This window comes from Pseudoduganella sp. HUAS MS19, from assembly GCF_053615455.1.
Genome location: NZ_CM132133.1, coordinates 2,441,007 through 2,455,529, shown reverse-complemented (window position 1 = coordinate 2,455,529; position 14,523 = coordinate 2,441,007). Strand labels below are relative to the sequence as shown.

21 protein-coding genes are annotated in these 14,523 nt (G+C 64.5%); 10 read left to right on the top strand and 11 right to left on the bottom strand.

Annotated elements, in window-relative coordinates; translation table 11 throughout:
• Positions 1-8: 8 nt before the first annotated feature.
• Together ACWBU6_RS11265 and ACWBU6_RS11260 are read right to left on the bottom strand one after the other, a co-directional pair.
• On the bottom strand, positions 9-905 hold the full coding sequence (locus ACWBU6_RS11265; protein WP_452648875.1) for a M90 family metallopeptidase: 897 nt from the start codon (positions 903-905) through the stop codon (positions 9-11).
• Between the two features lie 94 nt (positions 906-999).
• On the bottom strand, positions 1,000-1,635 hold the full coding sequence (locus ACWBU6_RS11260) for a winged helix-turn-helix domain-containing protein (protein WP_452648874.1): 636 nt from the start codon (positions 1,633-1,635) through the stop codon (positions 1,000-1,002).
• A gap of 233 nt (positions 1,636-1,868) precedes the next feature.
• On the opposite strand from ACWBU6_RS11260, the gene ACWBU6_RS11255 reads away from it, so the two are divergent.
• From ACWBU6_RS11255 to ACWBU6_RS11245, 3 genes are all read left to right on the top strand, one after another.
• Complete coding sequence (locus tag ACWBU6_RS11255; RefSeq protein WP_452648873.1) at positions 1,869-2,117, top strand: hypothetical protein; 249 nt, start codon at positions 1,869-1,871, stop codon at positions 2,115-2,117.
• 252 nt (positions 2,118-2,369) lie between these two features.
• On the top strand, positions 2,370-3,422 hold the full coding sequence (locus ACWBU6_RS11250) for an OmpA family protein (RefSeq protein ID WP_452648872.1): 1,053 nt from the start codon (positions 2,370-2,372) through the stop codon (positions 3,420-3,422).
• A gap of 94 nt (positions 3,423-3,516) precedes the next feature.
• Positions 3,517-4,392 (top strand): YihY/virulence factor BrkB family protein, encoded by an 876-nt coding sequence (locus tag ACWBU6_RS11245; RefSeq protein WP_452648871.1) that lies wholly within the window; start codon positions 3,517-3,519, stop codon positions 4,390-4,392.
• A 2-nt stretch (positions 4,393-4,394) separates the two neighbouring features.
• Here the strand turns inward: ACWBU6_RS11245 and ACWBU6_RS11240 are convergent, their stop codons facing one another.
• Both ACWBU6_RS11240 and ACWBU6_RS11235 read right to left on the bottom strand, forming a co-directional pair.
• Complete coding sequence (locus tag ACWBU6_RS11240; protein ID WP_452649554.1) at positions 4,395-5,465, bottom strand: AI-2E family transporter; 1,071 nt, start codon at positions 5,463-5,465, stop codon at positions 4,395-4,397.
• An 18-nt stretch (positions 5,466-5,483) separates the two neighbouring features.
• Positions 5,484-5,795, bottom strand: a complete 312-nt coding sequence (locus tag ACWBU6_RS11235; protein ID WP_452648870.1) for a BON domain-containing protein — start codon at positions 5,793-5,795, stop codon at positions 5,484-5,486.
• A 156-nt stretch (positions 5,796-5,951) separates the two neighbouring features.
• On the opposite strand from ACWBU6_RS11235, the gene ACWBU6_RS11230 reads away from it, so the two are divergent.
• The 4 genes from ACWBU6_RS11230 to ACWBU6_RS11215 all read left to right on the top strand — a co-directional run bounded on the left by ACWBU6_RS11230 (position 5,952) and on the right by ACWBU6_RS11215 (position 7,618).
• A complete protein-coding gene (locus ACWBU6_RS11230; protein ID WP_452648869.1) occupies positions 5,952-6,401 on the top strand; it encodes a glycine zipper 2TM domain-containing protein in 450 nt (149 codons plus the stop codon).
• A 12-nt stretch (positions 6,402-6,413) separates the two neighbouring features.
• Positions 6,414-6,566, top strand: coding sequence for a DUF3309 domain-containing protein (locus ACWBU6_RS11225; RefSeq protein WP_452648868.1), 153 nt, complete (start codon positions 6,414-6,416; stop codon positions 6,564-6,566).
• 14 nt (positions 6,567-6,580) lie between these two features.
• Entirely contained in the window at positions 6,581-6,928 is a 348-nt protein-coding gene (locus ACWBU6_RS11220; protein ID WP_452648867.1) for a hypothetical protein, read from the top strand.
• A gap of 78 nt (positions 6,929-7,006) precedes the next feature.
• Positions 7,007-7,618, top strand: coding sequence for a Crp/Fnr family transcriptional regulator (locus tag ACWBU6_RS11215; protein ID WP_452648866.1), 612 nt, complete (start codon positions 7,007-7,009; stop codon positions 7,616-7,618).
• Here ACWBU6_RS11215 and ACWBU6_RS11210 read toward each other — a convergent pair.
• The 6 genes from ACWBU6_RS11210 to ACWBU6_RS11185 are packed head-to-tail and all read right to left on the bottom strand — an operon-like array spanning position 7,615 to position 10,525.
• A complete protein-coding gene (locus tag ACWBU6_RS11210) occupies positions 7,615-7,974 on the bottom strand; it encodes a hypothetical protein (RefSeq protein ID WP_452648865.1) in 360 nt (119 codons plus the stop codon). The genes ACWBU6_RS11215 and ACWBU6_RS11210 overlap by 4 nt on opposite strands.
• 10 nt (positions 7,975-7,984) lie before the next feature.
• Entirely contained in the window at positions 7,985-8,374 is a 390-nt protein-coding gene (locus ACWBU6_RS11205; RefSeq protein WP_452648864.1) for a phage holin family protein, read from the bottom strand.
• A gap of 3 nt (positions 8,375-8,377) precedes the next feature.
• Positions 8,378-8,680, bottom strand: a complete 303-nt coding sequence (locus ACWBU6_RS11200; RefSeq protein ID WP_426170993.1) for a DUF883 family protein — start codon at positions 8,678-8,680, stop codon at positions 8,378-8,380.
• Between the two features lie 26 nt (positions 8,681-8,706).
• Positions 8,707-9,213, bottom strand: coding sequence for a ferritin-like domain-containing protein (locus ACWBU6_RS11195; protein WP_452648863.1), 507 nt, complete (start codon positions 9,211-9,213; stop codon positions 8,707-8,709).
• Positions 9,214-9,225: 12 nt separating this feature from the next.
• Entirely contained in the window at positions 9,226-10,119 is an 894-nt protein-coding gene (locus tag ACWBU6_RS11190) for an OmpA family protein (RefSeq protein ID WP_452648862.1), read from the bottom strand.
• Between the two features lie 13 nt (positions 10,120-10,132).
• Positions 10,133-10,525 carry a DUF4398 domain-containing protein gene (locus ACWBU6_RS11185; RefSeq protein WP_452648861.1) on the bottom strand — a complete coding sequence of 131 codons (393 nt, stop codon included), beginning with the start codon at positions 10,523-10,525 and terminating at the stop codon, positions 10,133-10,135.
• 109 nt (positions 10,526-10,634) lie between these two features.
• On the opposite strand from ACWBU6_RS11185, the gene ACWBU6_RS11180 reads away from it, so the two are divergent.
• Entirely contained in the window at positions 10,635-12,653 is a 2,019-nt protein-coding gene (locus ACWBU6_RS11180) for an AsmA family protein (RefSeq protein ID WP_452648860.1), read from the top strand.
• An 89-nt stretch (positions 12,654-12,742) separates the two neighbouring features.
• A complete protein-coding gene (locus ACWBU6_RS11175; protein ID WP_452648859.1) occupies positions 12,743-12,964 on the top strand; it encodes a glycine zipper 2TM domain-containing protein in 222 nt (73 codons plus the stop codon).
• On the opposite strand, the gene ACWBU6_RS11170 is transcribed toward ACWBU6_RS11175, so the two are convergent.
• On the bottom strand, positions 12,961-13,680 hold the full coding sequence (locus tag ACWBU6_RS11170; protein ID WP_452648858.1) for a Crp/Fnr family transcriptional regulator: 720 nt from the start codon (positions 13,678-13,680) through the stop codon (positions 12,961-12,963). The two genes, ACWBU6_RS11175 and ACWBU6_RS11170, sit on opposite strands and share 4 nt — an antisense overlap.
• Positions 13,681-13,808: 128 nt before the next feature.
• Between ACWBU6_RS11170 and ACWBU6_RS11165 the strand changes: the two genes are divergently transcribed.
• Positions 13,809-14,480, top strand: coding sequence for a glycine zipper 2TM domain-containing protein (locus ACWBU6_RS11165; RefSeq protein WP_452648857.1), 672 nt, complete (start codon positions 13,809-13,811; stop codon positions 14,478-14,480).
• Positions 14,481-14,523: the final 43 nt, after the last annotated feature.

Below are 14,523 nucleotides of genomic sequence, written 5' to 3'. Positions count from 1 at the left end.
GGCTCTCCTTACCAGTCGGCCCAGGCGAAGGCTCGCACGGGCATTGGCATGGGCGGGAAGTCCGGCTCCGGCACGGGCGGCGGCGGTGCCGCCAGCCAGTCGCGCGGATCGACCCGGTAATATTTTTGCAGTTCGCCATACAAGGCTGCATGGCGCGCGGCCAGCTGCCATGGCCGCGTGAAGAAGGTTTCCGTCGCCACGGCAAAGAATTCGGCCGGGCTGGTGGCGCCGTAATGGTCCAGCACGCTATCGTGCCGGCCCAGCCAGGCTTCATGGCGCAAGTTGGCGTAATCGCGCGACAGCACTTCGGACCAGCTGCGGTAGCTGTCCGGGCTGCCGAGATAAGGAGCACCATTGGTGCTGCCCGATTCGCTGTCGAGCTGGTGGGCAAATTCGTGCAGCACGACGTTGTTGCCGCCCTGCCAGTCCAGCGTGGCGCGCTCGACATCGTCCCACGACAGCACGATGCGGCCATCGCTCCACGATTCGCCCAGCATCTGCTGGCGCGCAGCGGTGATCACGCCGCCCGCCCCCATCTCGTCGCGCTGGGCGACAAAGGCGCCCGGATAGAGCAGGATGGTATGCAAGGCGCGGTACACCTTGCTCGACTTGTTCAGCAGCAGCAGGCAAGCCTGGGCGGCGATGGTGATGCGCATCGCATCCGTCACCTCGAGGCCGGCGCAGCCGACGAATTTTTTCTGGTGCAGGAATTGCACCACCATGCGCTGCAACTGGCGCTGCGCATCGGGCGCCAGCTGGCGATAGAAGGGAATGCTGCGTTCGAGCACCGCCTGCTCGGCCGCTGCCAGCGGCCGGGACAGCGCCCGCCGCAAACTCCAGCGCGGATACACGACCGGCGCCGCGATGCCCAGCGCCGTCAAGATAAGCAAAACCAAAGCGTCCATGATGCCGTCCATAACAGAACTCGTTCCGCCACAGATGGGGCTGCTTAATGGCATTTCAACATGCCATTAATGGAAGCTTATCACCGTTCTGGCCTTAAGGCAGAGCCTTTTGCATGGAGCCGGGGGCGCCGAACAGGGCTGCCACCAGGGGGTCGCGCTGGACCGGGCCGCGGTTGACGCGGATTGCATAATGGGTGTCATCTGCCAGGATATGGAAGTGACGGCCATTGCCGGCCATGCTCTGCTCACGCAGGCTGGGGCGCTCCTTGCGCGGCGGCGCGCCTTCGCGCTTGGGCTGGGCGATGGCGGCCAGGAAAGCTTGCACCCGTTCTGCGTCCGGGGTCAGCTGGTAGACCGCCTTGCCCAGGTAGGTTGCAGTGCCTTCTATATAGCGAGCCAGTTCGATCACGCCGGCTTCGCGCAGGTCGCGGATATATTTGCGGGCGCCCGAAGGCGAAAATTTCAGGAACCAGGCGATTTCGTCAGCCAGCATTTCGTGGTTTTGTAATTCCGCCACCAGTTTCTGCATATTTTCGATGCGGCGCAGGGTCGCCGAGGTGGATCGGACGCGCTCGATCGGGGCCAGCGACAGGGCTTTGCGCTCCGTCACGGGGCCGGGACGCTCGACAAGCGCCAGGCGTGGACGGGACGGCACAGCCGGCAACGGTGCCGGCAGCTCTGCGGTAGCTTCGATTTCGAGGCCATGGGACGATTCTCTGATTGCGTGCATTTGAACACTCCTTGTAGATGCCAGGGTGGATTCGCAGGCTCCAGAGTGCCCTGCCTGCGACTCATCGGTCTGTGCGGCAACGAACATACAATCGCACAAACATTGGCTATTTGCCAATTTCAGTTGCGTCAGCTGCTTTGGACCGGCATTTCCTGTGTGTGTTCCCGAACAGAGGGCCAACCCGGCAGCGGCCTATGCTGGAGCCGGCATCAACCAACCAGAGAGGAACGACCATGAAATATCCAGTCCTGCTCGCAGCCCTGGCCCTGGTGGGCCTGACCGCCTGCGAAAAGACCGTCACCAACAATCCGCCGCCGACGGTAGAACCGGCGCCGCCCCCTGCCGTCGTACCGGGGCCGCCGGGACCGCAAGGTGAACCGGGCGCGCCGGGCCCGCAAGGCGAGCCGGGCAAGGCCGGCGACACCGTCATCGTGCAGCCGCAAACCCCGCCGCCGGCGCCGGCAGAACCTGAAAACAAATAGACAGTAAGTCAACCAACCGCCACCTATACCCGTTTAGGTGGCGGCTTGAAGAAAAATTCAATAGTGAATGAAGCTATATGTTGCATAAATGCTACATACTTGCTACACTTCAAAGCAAAATGTGCGCTAACGCACTGATACTGGCGGGTAACACCGCCTAAACTGAACCCACAGCAATGCATCACCGCTGGGAAAGGGAAGTCGCGCAACTTTTTTTTGCGACTTTGCTACTCAAACAACGGGAGTTTTCTAGTGAATAAGATTAAGAATATCGCCATCGCCGCTGCGATGTTGTCGGCTTCGTTCGCCGCTTCGGCGCAGGACACCCTGCTCAACCAAAACTGGTACCTCGGCGCCGGCGCCGGCGTGGTCCGTCCGGACACCGACTGGGGCATCGACAAGTACGACGCCGCTTTCGGCCTGAAGCTGGGTCGCGCGCTGAACGACAAGTGGGACCTGCAGTTCAACGCCACCGAAGCCGGTGCCAAGGAAAACGGCGCCCGCTACGGCCAGAAAACCCTGGGCGTGGACGGTCTGTACATGTTCACCCGTAAATCCGTACGTCCTTTCCTGCTGGTAGGCGCCGGCGTGGAACGCGACGTGTTCACCGCGGCCAACAGCCTGGCCGAGCCAAAGCGCAATTCGCCGTTCGTGTCGGTCGGCCTGGGCCTGCAGGCCAACATCACCGAGCGCCTGTTCCTGCAAGCTGACCTGCGCAATGTGCACGGCTTCATCCGCGGCAACGAGTTCAACAACTCGAAATCGAACAACAAGTACCTGATGTTCTCGCTGAACTACCTGCTGGGCGCAGCTCCGCAGCCAGCCCCGGCCCCGGCACCGGTTGCGCCAGTGGTGGCGCCTGAGCCAACCCCGGCACCGGTGGTAGCGCCAGTGGCCCCTCCGCCACCAGCGCCGAAGTTCGAAAAAGTGACCATGTCGGCCCAGGAACTGTTCGGCTTCGACAGCGCCAATCTGGCAGCGGACCAGCCTAAGCTGGACGACATGGCCAAGCTGCTCAACGAAGACAAATCGGTCAACAACGTGGTCATCACCGGCCACACCGACCGCCTGGGTTCCGACAAGTACAACCAGAAACTGTCCGAGCGCCGCGCAGAAGCCGTCAAGGCTTACCTGGTGGGCAAGGGTGTGGACGGTTCGCGCCTGACCGCGCAAGGCAAGGGCAAGTCCCAGCCTCTGGTCCAGTGCAACAACAAGAAGATGAAGCGCGCCGACCTGATCAAGTGCCTCGAGCCAAACCGCCGCGTTGAAATCGATAACGTGACTGCGGAACGCCGCGTGAAGTAAGCACTGCCGGCGCAGTATGCCAAGGGGCCTTCGGGCCCCTTTTTTGTGCTCCGGCGCACGGTCAGCCTGCCGCCGGCGGCGTAAGGTGTGTCGCATGAGCTGGAGACGTTTTCCCCACATCGCCAGGAAGCTGCCTGCCGTTGGCTGGTGCGCCGTGACCGAATGGCTGGAGCACCGCGCCAGCAGCAAGGGGGCGGCGCTCGCCTTCTACACCCTGTTCTCGCTGGCGCCCATCCTGGTGCTAGTGATCGCCATCGCCGGCCTTTTTTACGGCAAGGAAGCGGCGCAGGGCGAATTGTTCTTCCAGTTGCGCGGACTGGTCGGCAGCGCCGGCGCGGAAGCCATCCAGTTGATCCTGTCCGGCGCCGCCAACGAACGGCAAGGCTTGATCGCCACCGCCATTGCCGGCGCCCTGCTGCTGTTTGGCGCCACCAGCGTCTTCACCGAGTTGAAAGGCAGCCTGGACGAGATCTGGCAGTTGCCGCCCTCGGCCAGCAGCGGCCTCTGGGATACGGTGCGCACCCGCTTGCTATCCTTCGGCATGGTGCTGGTGCTGGGCTTTTTGCTGCTGGTGTCGCTGGCGGTCAGCGCCGCCCTCGCCTTCGTCGAGAAAAAAATGGGCGCCTACTGGCAAGATGCCGCGCTGCTGCTGACCATCCTCAACCAGGTGATCAGCTTCTGCGTGATTTCCGCCCTGTTCGGTGTCATCTACAAGATGCTGCCGCGCGTCAAACTGTCCTGGCGCGACGTGGTGATCGGCGCCCTCGGCACGGCTGCCCTGTTTACGCTTGGCAAATACGGCATCGGCGCCTACATCGGCAACAGCGGCGTGACCGACAGCTTCGGCGCGGCCGGCTCCCTGATCGCGGTGCTGCTGTGGGTCTACTACTCGGCCCAGGTGTTCTTCCTCGGCGCCGAGTTCGCGCGCCAGTACGCCATCCAGCTTGGCAGCCTGCGGCACAAGTATTGAAATCATTCGCCAAGCAATTCCGCGACCACTTCCATGCCTTCGACCTTCTCGGCCACGACCTTGACGATCACCACCACCGGCACGCCCAGCAGCAAGCCCCATACGCCCCACAACCAGCCCCAGAACAGCAGGCTGACAAAGACGGCGGCGGCATTCATGCGGGCGATGCGGCCGGTCATCCAGGTAGCGATGACGGTGCCGACCAGGGTCGCGATGGCAATCGAGGCCAGCGCCACCAGCGCCACCATTTGCAGCGATTCCGATTGCAGGTAGGAGGCGACGCTCAGGGCGCACACGATCAGCAAGGGACCGAAATACGGCATCAGGTGCAGCAGGCCGGCCACGATGGCCCAGGCGCCGGCGTTCTCCAGGCCGATGAAGTGCAAGGCCAGCCACATCAGCAGCGCCAGCAGCACATTGGTCACCAGCAGCATGAACATATAGCCCTGGATCGAGCTGTTGATCTCGTCGAGGATCTGCAGCGTGACCTTCTTGCGCGTGAGCGAAGGCCCGGCCAGCTTGACCAGCTTGCGCTTGAAGGTGTCGCCCGACAGCAGCAGGAAAAACACCAGGAATACCACCATGGTGGCCTGGCTCAGAAACGACAGCAGGCCGCGCGAACCGGCCCAGACCCAGTCGATGACCTTGATGCGCCCCCCCTCCTGCGTCACCACGGCCACCGACTTGCGCGGCGCGCCGGCAGGCTTGCCGGCGGTGGCTTGTTCGATCTGGGTGGCGACATCCTGGATGCGCTTGAGCGTGCTGTCCTTGCCGCCGGTAGCGGAAGCGACCAGGCGCGACAGCTTGCGGCCGGCCTCGGGCAGTTCTTCGATGATGTTGGAAAATTCGACGTGCACCTGCTCCGCCGTCACCGCGCCGCCGACCAGGACGGCGCAAGTGATGAGCGTGGTGCCAAGCGCACGCCGTACGCGCACGCGTTCCAGCCAGGCCACCAGCGGATTGAGCGTGTAGGCCAGCAGGATGCCAAGCAGCAGGGGCACGAGGAAACCCCGGCCCCACTGCAAGGCGTACAGGAAGGCGACGGTGGCAAGGATGGTCTGCGCCAGGCGCATCGGCCATGCCACCCGCGTTTATTTGACGCGGATGTCGTTCTTGACTTCTTTGACACCTTTCACGCCGCGTGCGACTTCGCCCGCCTTGGTGATATCGGCAGGCTGGGCCACGAAGCCGCTCAGCTGCACGGTGCCTTTGAAGGTTTCGACATTGATTTCAGTCGACTTCAGCGTTGGCTCGTTGAAGATGCTGGCCTTGACCTTGGTGGTCAGGGCGGCGTCGTCGATATATTCGCCGGCGCTTTCCTTGGTGGGGGTCGAGGCGCAGCCAGCCAGGCCGAGGGTGGTTGCGATGAACACGGCAGCAGCGAATTTCTGAGTGAATTTCATGACGCTTCTCCTATGTGTGGTGGGTGTTCCGGGCACTAGTGTCCAGCTAACAAGCCCGGTTTTCTGTTCGCTGGCGAACATTGTGCGGAATCGCACAGACGAGCACGCGCAGCCAGCCATAAGCTGCGCCTAATCCCACCCACAGGAGGAGACGTCATGAAACCCTCTGTATCCCTTGCAGCGATGATGGTGGCGGTGGCCGCCCTGTCGGCCGGCTGCGCCAGCAATCCATCCTATCCCCAGGCCACCGATTATTCCTCGCAGGCCGATATTGCGACGTATGGCACGGTGGACTCGATCCGCGTGGTGCGCGTTGACCCGGCGACCAGCGGGGCCGGCGCAGTCGCCGGCGGCTTGCTGGGGGCACTGGCCGGCAGCCAGGTCGGCTCCGGTTCGGGGCGTACCGCGGCCACCGCCGCCGGCGCCATCGGCGGCGCCGTCATCGGCAACCGTGTCGAAGAGAGCCGCAACATGCCGCGCGATGTGTACCAGATCAGCGTGCGCCTTGACAACGGCGACTACCGTACCGTCAACCAGGACAGCGCCTACGACCTGCGGGTCGGCACGCGCGTGCGCGTGGTCGATGGCCGGGTGTACCGCTACTAACGGGAGGTCGCCATGGCCACCATTTTGCTGATCATCCTGGTGCTGCTTGTCATCGGCGCCCTGCCAACCTGGCCGCACAGCCGCAACTGGGGCTATGCCCCGAGCGGCATTGCCGGCCTGATCGTTGTCGTTCTGCTCATCCTGCTGCTGACCGGCAGGCTGTAGCGAAGGAGCCCATCATGAAAATGCTGATTGGCGCCGCCGCGCTGGCCCTGTGCGGGCTGGCCGGGGCCCAGGTCACGCCGCCGGAAATTGCACGGCAACAACAGCAAGAACTCAAGCGCGGCGACCCGCCGCGCTGGACCCAGCCGGACCGCACCGAAGCGGCCCAGCTTGCCACGCTGCGCAAGGAAATCAACGCAGCCCTGCGCGAAGCGCTGGAAGCGTGCAAGCAGCAAAGAGCAGGCGCCAACAGCGACTGCGTGAAGGAAGCGCGCCGCATCGCCGCGTCGGACATGGCCAACGCGCGCCAGATCCACCTGGCCACGCGCGACATGTCGCGTACCTATGAAACCAGTGGCAAATAAGCAAGCGGACAACCGCAAGTTATGGGCGCATCATAAAAAGTCATCCTGAGCTCTGGCCAGGTCGGGTATGATGCGTGCATGCCACATGCATACCAATTACAAAGAGAGCAACACCGCGCCACCACCGTCCAGCGCCTGGGCATTGGCGCGGAGCTTTACGACCGCTATACCGCACTGAGCGCCCCGCACGTGACCCCGGTCCACGTGCGCAAGGGCACGATGCTGCAGGAAGCGGGCACCCGCGCCACCCATTACTACTGGATTGCCAGCGGCGTGGCCCGGCGCGGCCATATCTCGGTGGCCGGCGAAGACCTGACCCTGGGCTTCATCACCGAAGGCGAAAACACCGGTTCGCACAGCGATATGATGGGTGGCCTGCAGGGCGAACCGGCGCGCGAATTCTTCGTTGCCGAGACTGCCGTGCAAGCCTGGCGCATCGACTGGATGGCCATGCAGCGCCATAAAGCCGAGCACAGCTTCGTCAACGAGTATTACCTGAAAATTATCGAATGCAGTATCCGCCGCTATGCGGCCAACCTGCAGATCCGCAGCCACAATACGGCGGAAGCGCGGCTGGAAGCGTTCCGCAGCCAGTTTCCCGGCCTGGAACAACGCATCACCCAGCGCGCGCTGGCCTCCTATCTCGGCATCACGACGCAGTACATGTCGCGCCTGCGCAAGACGCCCTAGGCGTCGGGTTTGCGCCGCATCAGCCACCAGGCGCCCACTGCCGCCAGTACCCCGGCTGCCGCGGCCGGTTTCCACAGGCGCTTGCGGGCAATCCATGAACCCAGCGTGACCGCATACGGCAGCACCGTCTTGAAGCTGAGGCCGGACAGGCCGCCGCCCTGGCCGATGAAGGCGCCAAGGCGCGACTGCAGCGTGCCGATGGCCTGGTCGACCGCACCATGCAGCAAGGCTTGCGGCTGCAGGGCATGGAGCACTTCATGCTTGGAACGCAGCGTGCCGAGGCGGTACAACTCCCCTTCCCGCACCAGCCTTTCCTTGGCAACGGCAAGCGCCTGTAATTCCTGTCTGGACGCCATGGTCTCCCTTTCAAAGCAGCATGTCGCGGTCGGACTTGAGTTCCGCCATCGTTGCCGACAAGCCGAGTTTGCCTTGCCGCACCAGGCTGCGCCCCCACAGCACCAGGGCGAGCGCCAATACCGCAAAGGCGATCGCCAGCACCAGCAGGATCTTCCAGCCCATCGCTTCCCAGCACAGGTAGATCAGGGCCGCCGTGCCGAACGCGATGGCGAACCAGGCAGCCAGCAGGGCCACGGCAAACACGATGGACAATTGCAGCAGGGTGTCGCGCACCTCGGTCAGCTCGAGAGCGGCCAACTCCAGGCGCGACAGCAAAAGATGCAGGCAGTTTTTGGCAAGCCCGGCCAATGAGGCAATCAGGCCGGGCGGGGGTGGTGATACCTGGTTCTCGGCGGACATCGCTTATTTGCGGCCGAGGATAACGCCTACCAGCAGGCCCACGCCGGCGGCCACCGCGATCGAACGCCATGGGTTTTCCTTGACGTAGGCATCGGTCGAAGCGGCAGCGTGCTTGGCGCCGGCAATCGCGCTGGCCTGGGCTTCGTGGGCCTTGGCCAGGGCCGAATCCAGCGCTTTCATGCCGCGCCCGCGCAGTTCGTCCGCTTTTTCACCGGTCAACGCGGTGGCGGCAGTGAACAGGGCTTGCGCATCCTTGACCAGGGTTTTGACATCGTTGTTGACGGTACTGATGTTCTGTTCCAGCATGATAGGACTCCTCTTTCGTAAGTGATTTACGCCAATAGGTCTCGCATATCGTCGGCGTGTTCTTCCTCCACCGCCATGATTTGCGTCAAGAGTTGCTTGGTCGTCGGGTCGCTGTCACCAATCAGTTCGATCATCTGGCGATAGCTCTCGATGGCCACCCGTTCTGCCACCAGGTTGGCCCGCACCATCGCTTGCACCTCCCTTGAGTCATCATACTCGGCATGACTCCTGTCGAGCAACGTTGCTGGATTGAAATCGGGTTCGCCGTTGAGCTGGACGATGCGCTCGGCCAGCCAGTCGGCATGTTCCTGCTCTTGCGTCGCATGTTCCAGGAACTCGGCCTTGATGGAAGCGTTCGACAGGCCGGTCACCATGTAGTAGTGGCGCTTGTAGCGGTTGATGCAGACCAGCTCGGTGGCCAGCGCTTCGTTGAGCATTTGCAGCACCAGCGCGCGGTTGCCCTTGTAGCCTTCGGTCACGGGACCGTCGGCCATATTGCGGGCGGCCGCGCGGATCGCATTTTTATCGATCATAAAAACTCCTCGTTAGCGGCGGTAGGTCACCGGGCGGCCCGCTTCGGACAGCACGATCTCCACCCGCCGGTTCATCTGGCGCTCGCCAGCCGTGGCATTGCTGGCCACTGGGTAAGCTTCGCCATAGCCGCGCGTTTCGATGCGCGCGCGGTCCACCCCCATCTGGCCCAGCGCGCTGCGAATGGCTTCGGCGCGGCGCTGCGACAATTGCAGGTTATAGGCATCGCTGCCGGTGCTGTCGGTAAAGCCTTCCACCAGCACGGTGCGGTCCGGATTGTCGCGCAATACTTCGGCCAGGCGCTGGGCGGTGGCCATGCCTTGCGCGGTCAGCACGGCCTGGTCGACGTTGAACAGCACATCGCCAAAGGTGATGACGATACCGCGCTCGGTCTGCTTGGCCTGCAGCTCGGACAGGGCAGCGGCCAGCGCCGCGGCGCGCGCCTGGGCGTCACGGGTGGCAGCTTCGGCGCTGGCGGCCTGGTTCTGCGCGTTTTCGGCATCCATTCGCGCCTGGTCGGCGCGGCGCTTGGCCGCCTCGGCTTCCGCCGTGCGCGCCTGCAAGCGCACCTGGTCGCGCTGGGCGGCGGCATCTTTCATCTGGTCTTCGGCAGACTTGGCGCGCGCGACTTCCTGGGCGCTGGCGATCTTCTGCTTGGCGATATAGGCCAGCTTGTCGATCTCGGCCAGGCTCTCGTTGCGCGCCGCGGCCGTATTGGCGTTGTCCATGGCGCGGGTGGCGGCGGCCAGTTCGGCGACGGCGTACTTGGCAACCATCGGGTTGCCCTGCGCTTGCGCATAATCGGCGCGCGCGGTTTCCAGTTCGCCGGTGCTGGTCGGGGTGGTGCTGCAGGCTGCCAGGGCCAGGGCCGCTGCCAGGGCAACAGGTTTCAGGAATGGCTTGAACATGATGGCTCCTTTCTCAGCGAGTCATGGTGCTGTTGGCGCGATCGAGTTCTTCACGCAGCACACGGATGTCTTCTTGCAGTTTATTGGCGGCCTCGGTGGCCTTCGCGCTGCTGGCCTTGCTTTGCGCCAGCTTGGCGTCAGCCTGGGCCTGCTGCGCCAGGTCCTGGGCGGTGCGGTAATCCTTGGCTGCCAGCGCCTGGTTGGCGCGCAGCATCTTGTCGCGCGCTGCCGCCATCTCGGCCGGAGCCAGTTCCGGTGCGCCAGTCGAGGCAGCAGCTTCCACTGCCGTGCGCGACGATGCTACTTCGGCCGTGGCCGGGGTCTTCATGCTGCTGCAACCGGCCAACGCGATCACGCATGCTGCGCAGGCGGTAGTCAACAGTGGTAGGCGATTCAGCGGATCCATTGTTGTTCTCCTCAAAGCGATTGGGGTATGGCAGTTATATAAGCTGTCCCGGCTGGGTTCAGTACGGTGCCGCACATTGAAGTCGGGCTGCCCGGTGTAAGCTGTCGCCATGGCACATACAATTTCTCGCCGCGCAAAGCTTAGCCTGGCTGTGCTGGGCTTCCTGCTGGCCATTCCGGCGGTGGCCCTGGTGATCCTGTTGAACTACGACTGGAACCGTGCCCGTCCCTGGCTGGGGGCGCGCGCCAGCGAAGCGCTGCAAAGGCCGGTCGCGTTGCGCGGCGCGCTGTCGCTGACCTGGCAAAAGCAGCCGCTGCCGCCGCAGGCGCGCAGTTGGCGCGACCATCTTCCCTGGCCCCACCTGGTGGCGCACGACGTGCACGTCGGTAACCCGGCCGGTTTGCCGCCGGGCGACATGGCCAGCGCGCAAACGCTGGCCTTCTCCTTGAGCCCCCTGGCCCTGCTGGGCCGCAAGATCGCCATTCCCGAACTGCGCTTCGACCAGCCGCAGCTCGCGCTGCTGCGCCAGGCCGACGGCAGGAACAACTGGACCCTGCCCAAGCGCCCGCCGTCGGCATGGCGCATGGAGCTGGAGCGCGTGGTCTTCACCCGCGGCAGCATCAGGCTCGATGACGCGCAACAGCAGATCGCCGCCACCGCCCACGTCGATACCCTCGACAACGACCCACGCTACGGCGTGCAATGGACGCTGGCCGGCAAGTGGCACAAGCAGGACATCAGCGGCAAGGGCAAGACCGGCGCCGTGCTGGCCTTGCGCGACACCCGCCAGCCCTTCCCGCTCCAGGCCGACGCCAAAGTCGGCCTGGTCAGCGTGGCGGCGGAAGGCACGCTGACCAATCCGGCCCAGCTGGCGGCCATCGACCTGCAGCTCAAGGTCGCCGGCGCTTCCGCCGCGCGCCTGTATGCGCTGACCGGGCTGCTGCTGCCGGAAACCCCGCCCTTCACCACCGCCGGGCGCCTGAGCGGCCACCTGGCCCCGGGCGCCAGCCAGTGGACTTACGAAAAGTTCACCGGCCGCGTCGGCGACAGCGATATCGCCGGCACCCTGTCCTACCAGCAGCGCCAGCCGCGCGGCCTGCTGAGCGGCGCGGTGCATTCGCGCCTGCTGCAATTTAGCGACCTCGGCCCATTGATTGGCGCCGACTCCAACGCCAGCAAGGAAGAGCGCGGCGTGGCCGCGGTGCAGCCGGCCGGCAAGCTGCTGCCGGTGGAAACGTTCAAGACTGAACGCTGGACCGCGATCGACGCCGATGTCAGCTTCCGCGCCGAACGCATCGTGCGCACCAAGGAACTGCCGCTCAGCAAACTGCAAACGGAATTCCACCTGAAGGATGGCGTGCTGCGCCTGACGCCGCTCAATTTCGAATTTGCCGGCGGCCAGGTCGCTTCCCGGGCCACGCTGGACGGCAGCAGCGGCGCAGCGGTGGCCGCCACGCTCGAGGCCAGCGCCCGGCATATCAAGCTCAAGCAGCTGTTGCCCAAGCTGCCTGAGCTGAAGCAGGCCACCATCGGCGAAATCAATGCCAATGCCAAGCTGACGGCCAAGGGCAACTCGGTGGCCACGCTGCTGGCGCACGCGAACGGTGAACTGAAGACCCTGGTCAATGACGGCACCGTCAGCAAGCTGCTGCTGGAGCAGATGGGCCTGAACATTGGCAATATCGTGCTGACCAAGCTGTTCGGCGACAAGCCGGTACACCTGAACTGCCTGGCCGGCGACTTCGGCGTGCGCGATGGCCTGGCGCAAACGCGCTATTTCATTGCCGACACGGAAGATGCGACCGTCCGGGTCAACGGTTCGGTCAACCTGGCCAGCGAAAAGATCGACATGACCCTGCGGCCCGAGAGCAAGGGCTTGCGCATCATTTCGCTGCGCGCCCCGATCTATGTGCGCGGCTCGCTCAAACAGCCGGACGTCGACATCGACAAAGGCGTGATTGCGATGCGTGCCGGCGGCGCCCTTGCCCTGGGGGCCATTGCCGCCCCCGTGGCGGCGCTGGCACCGCTGATCAGCGCCGGCGGCCAGGGCGACAACCAGTGCGCCGCCCTGCTCGCGGCGGCGCGCGAAAAACCGCAGGCGCCGCCGCCGGGCAAGAGGCAAAGGTAACAAACCGTTACACCGTGAAATGGCGAACAGAGCACATCGATGCTCACTCGTAAGCTGGAAGCAGCATTCCAAGTTACGGAGGAAACATCATGAAAACCAAACAGATCGCCGCCCGCCTTGCTATCGCCACCGCCATGCTGGGCCTGGGTGCATGCTCCTCGATGTCGCAACAGGATAAGAACACGGCCATTGGCGCCGGTGTCGGCGCGGTGGCCGGCTCCGTGCTGACCGGCGGCTCCACCACCGGTACGGTGGGTGGCGCCGTGGTCGGCGGCGTGATCGGCAACCAGGTCGACAAACCGCGCCGCTAAGACGGCAGACGGACCTGCTGGTAGCAATGGCAGGACACCGCTTCCAAGCCAGCCGGGTCCAGTATTTCGATATTGCCCCGGCTGTAGCTGATCAGCCCCTGTCCCTGCAAGGCACTGGCCGCCTTGGTCACGCCGACCCGGCGCACGCCCAGCGCATGGGCCAGGAATTCGTGGGTCATGTGGAAGCGGTCCGATTGCAGGCGGTCACGCGTGACGAGCAGGGAGCGCGCCAGGCGGGCTTCCAGCACGTGGAAGCGGCTGCACACGGCAATCTGGATCGCTTGCGCCAGCAGGCTGTCGGTATAGCGGTGCAGGAGGCGCTGCAGCGATTCCATTTCCGCGAATTCGGCAATGAAGTCTTCCGCCTCCATCCGCAGCGCATGGCCGCTGCGCTGGACCACGGCACGCACCTGGGCCAGGCGCTGGCCCAGCGCCACCGAGGCGCCCACCATGCCTTCGCGCCCGGCCGAGCCGACTTCGAGCGTCATGCGCCCTTCGGCCACGGCCAGCAACGAGACCAGGGCGTCGAGCGGGAAGTAGATGTAGTCGATGGGCTGGCCGGCTTCGAACAGGATGTCGCCGGCCGCGAGGTCCACCAGTTCGCACAAGCCCTCGAGGTGTTCGAGGTCGTCTTCCGGCAGGGTTGCCAGCAGGCGGTTGCCAATGCGGGGGGGTGGCGATTCACTGCTTGGAACGGTATGAAGATTCAGGGTCATTGCCGTCAGCCTGGTGGAGTTTAGGCGGAGCGTAGCGGCAATTAAACCAGCTGTATGTACGCTGACGCACGGAAGCTGCCCGGCCCGGCCGCCACAATGCATATAGCCGATAGGAAAGGAAGTACACCATGCAACGACAATCCGAAGTCATGCGCTATACCACCCACCCCTTGCTGCTGATTGCCGCCATCGCCGTGGTGCTGTTCTGCGGCGTCGGCATCGCCGCGCTCATGGGCTGGCTGCCGCAATCGGGCGCGAAGATGGGGCCGCCGGTGGCCGAAGCGCCAGTCCAGGTGGGCACGCGCGATATGGGGCCGCCACCGGCGCCCGCAGGGTATGCGCCGCTCGAGCGCATGGCTGACACCTCGGGCGACTCGGGCGGCGCTGCGGCCGGCTATGGCGGCGGCGCGGCGCCGGCCGAGCACACCGGCCCGGACGCCCGCTATGCGGCAGCGCCGGCGCCCGCTGCCTGCCATAGCTGCGGCGTGGTGGAATCGGTGAAGACCGTGACCCAACGCGGCGAAGGCAGCGGCCTCGGCGCGGCAGGCGGTGCGCTCGTCGGCGGCCTGCTGGGCAACCAGGTCGGCGGCGGCAACGGACGCAAGCTGGCCACCGTGGCCGGCGCGGTCGGCGGCGCCGTGGTCGGCAACCAAGTGGAAGGCAATATGAAGTCGCGCACCAGCTACCAGGTGCGCGTCCGCATGGACGACGGCAAGCTGCGCACCATCAGCACCAGCTCGTCCAGCTGGCAAGCTGGCGACCAGGTGAAAGTCGTCAAGGGGCGTTTGCAACGACGCTGATAGTTCGACAACGTACAGATGACGCGGTCGGACGCAGCAATAA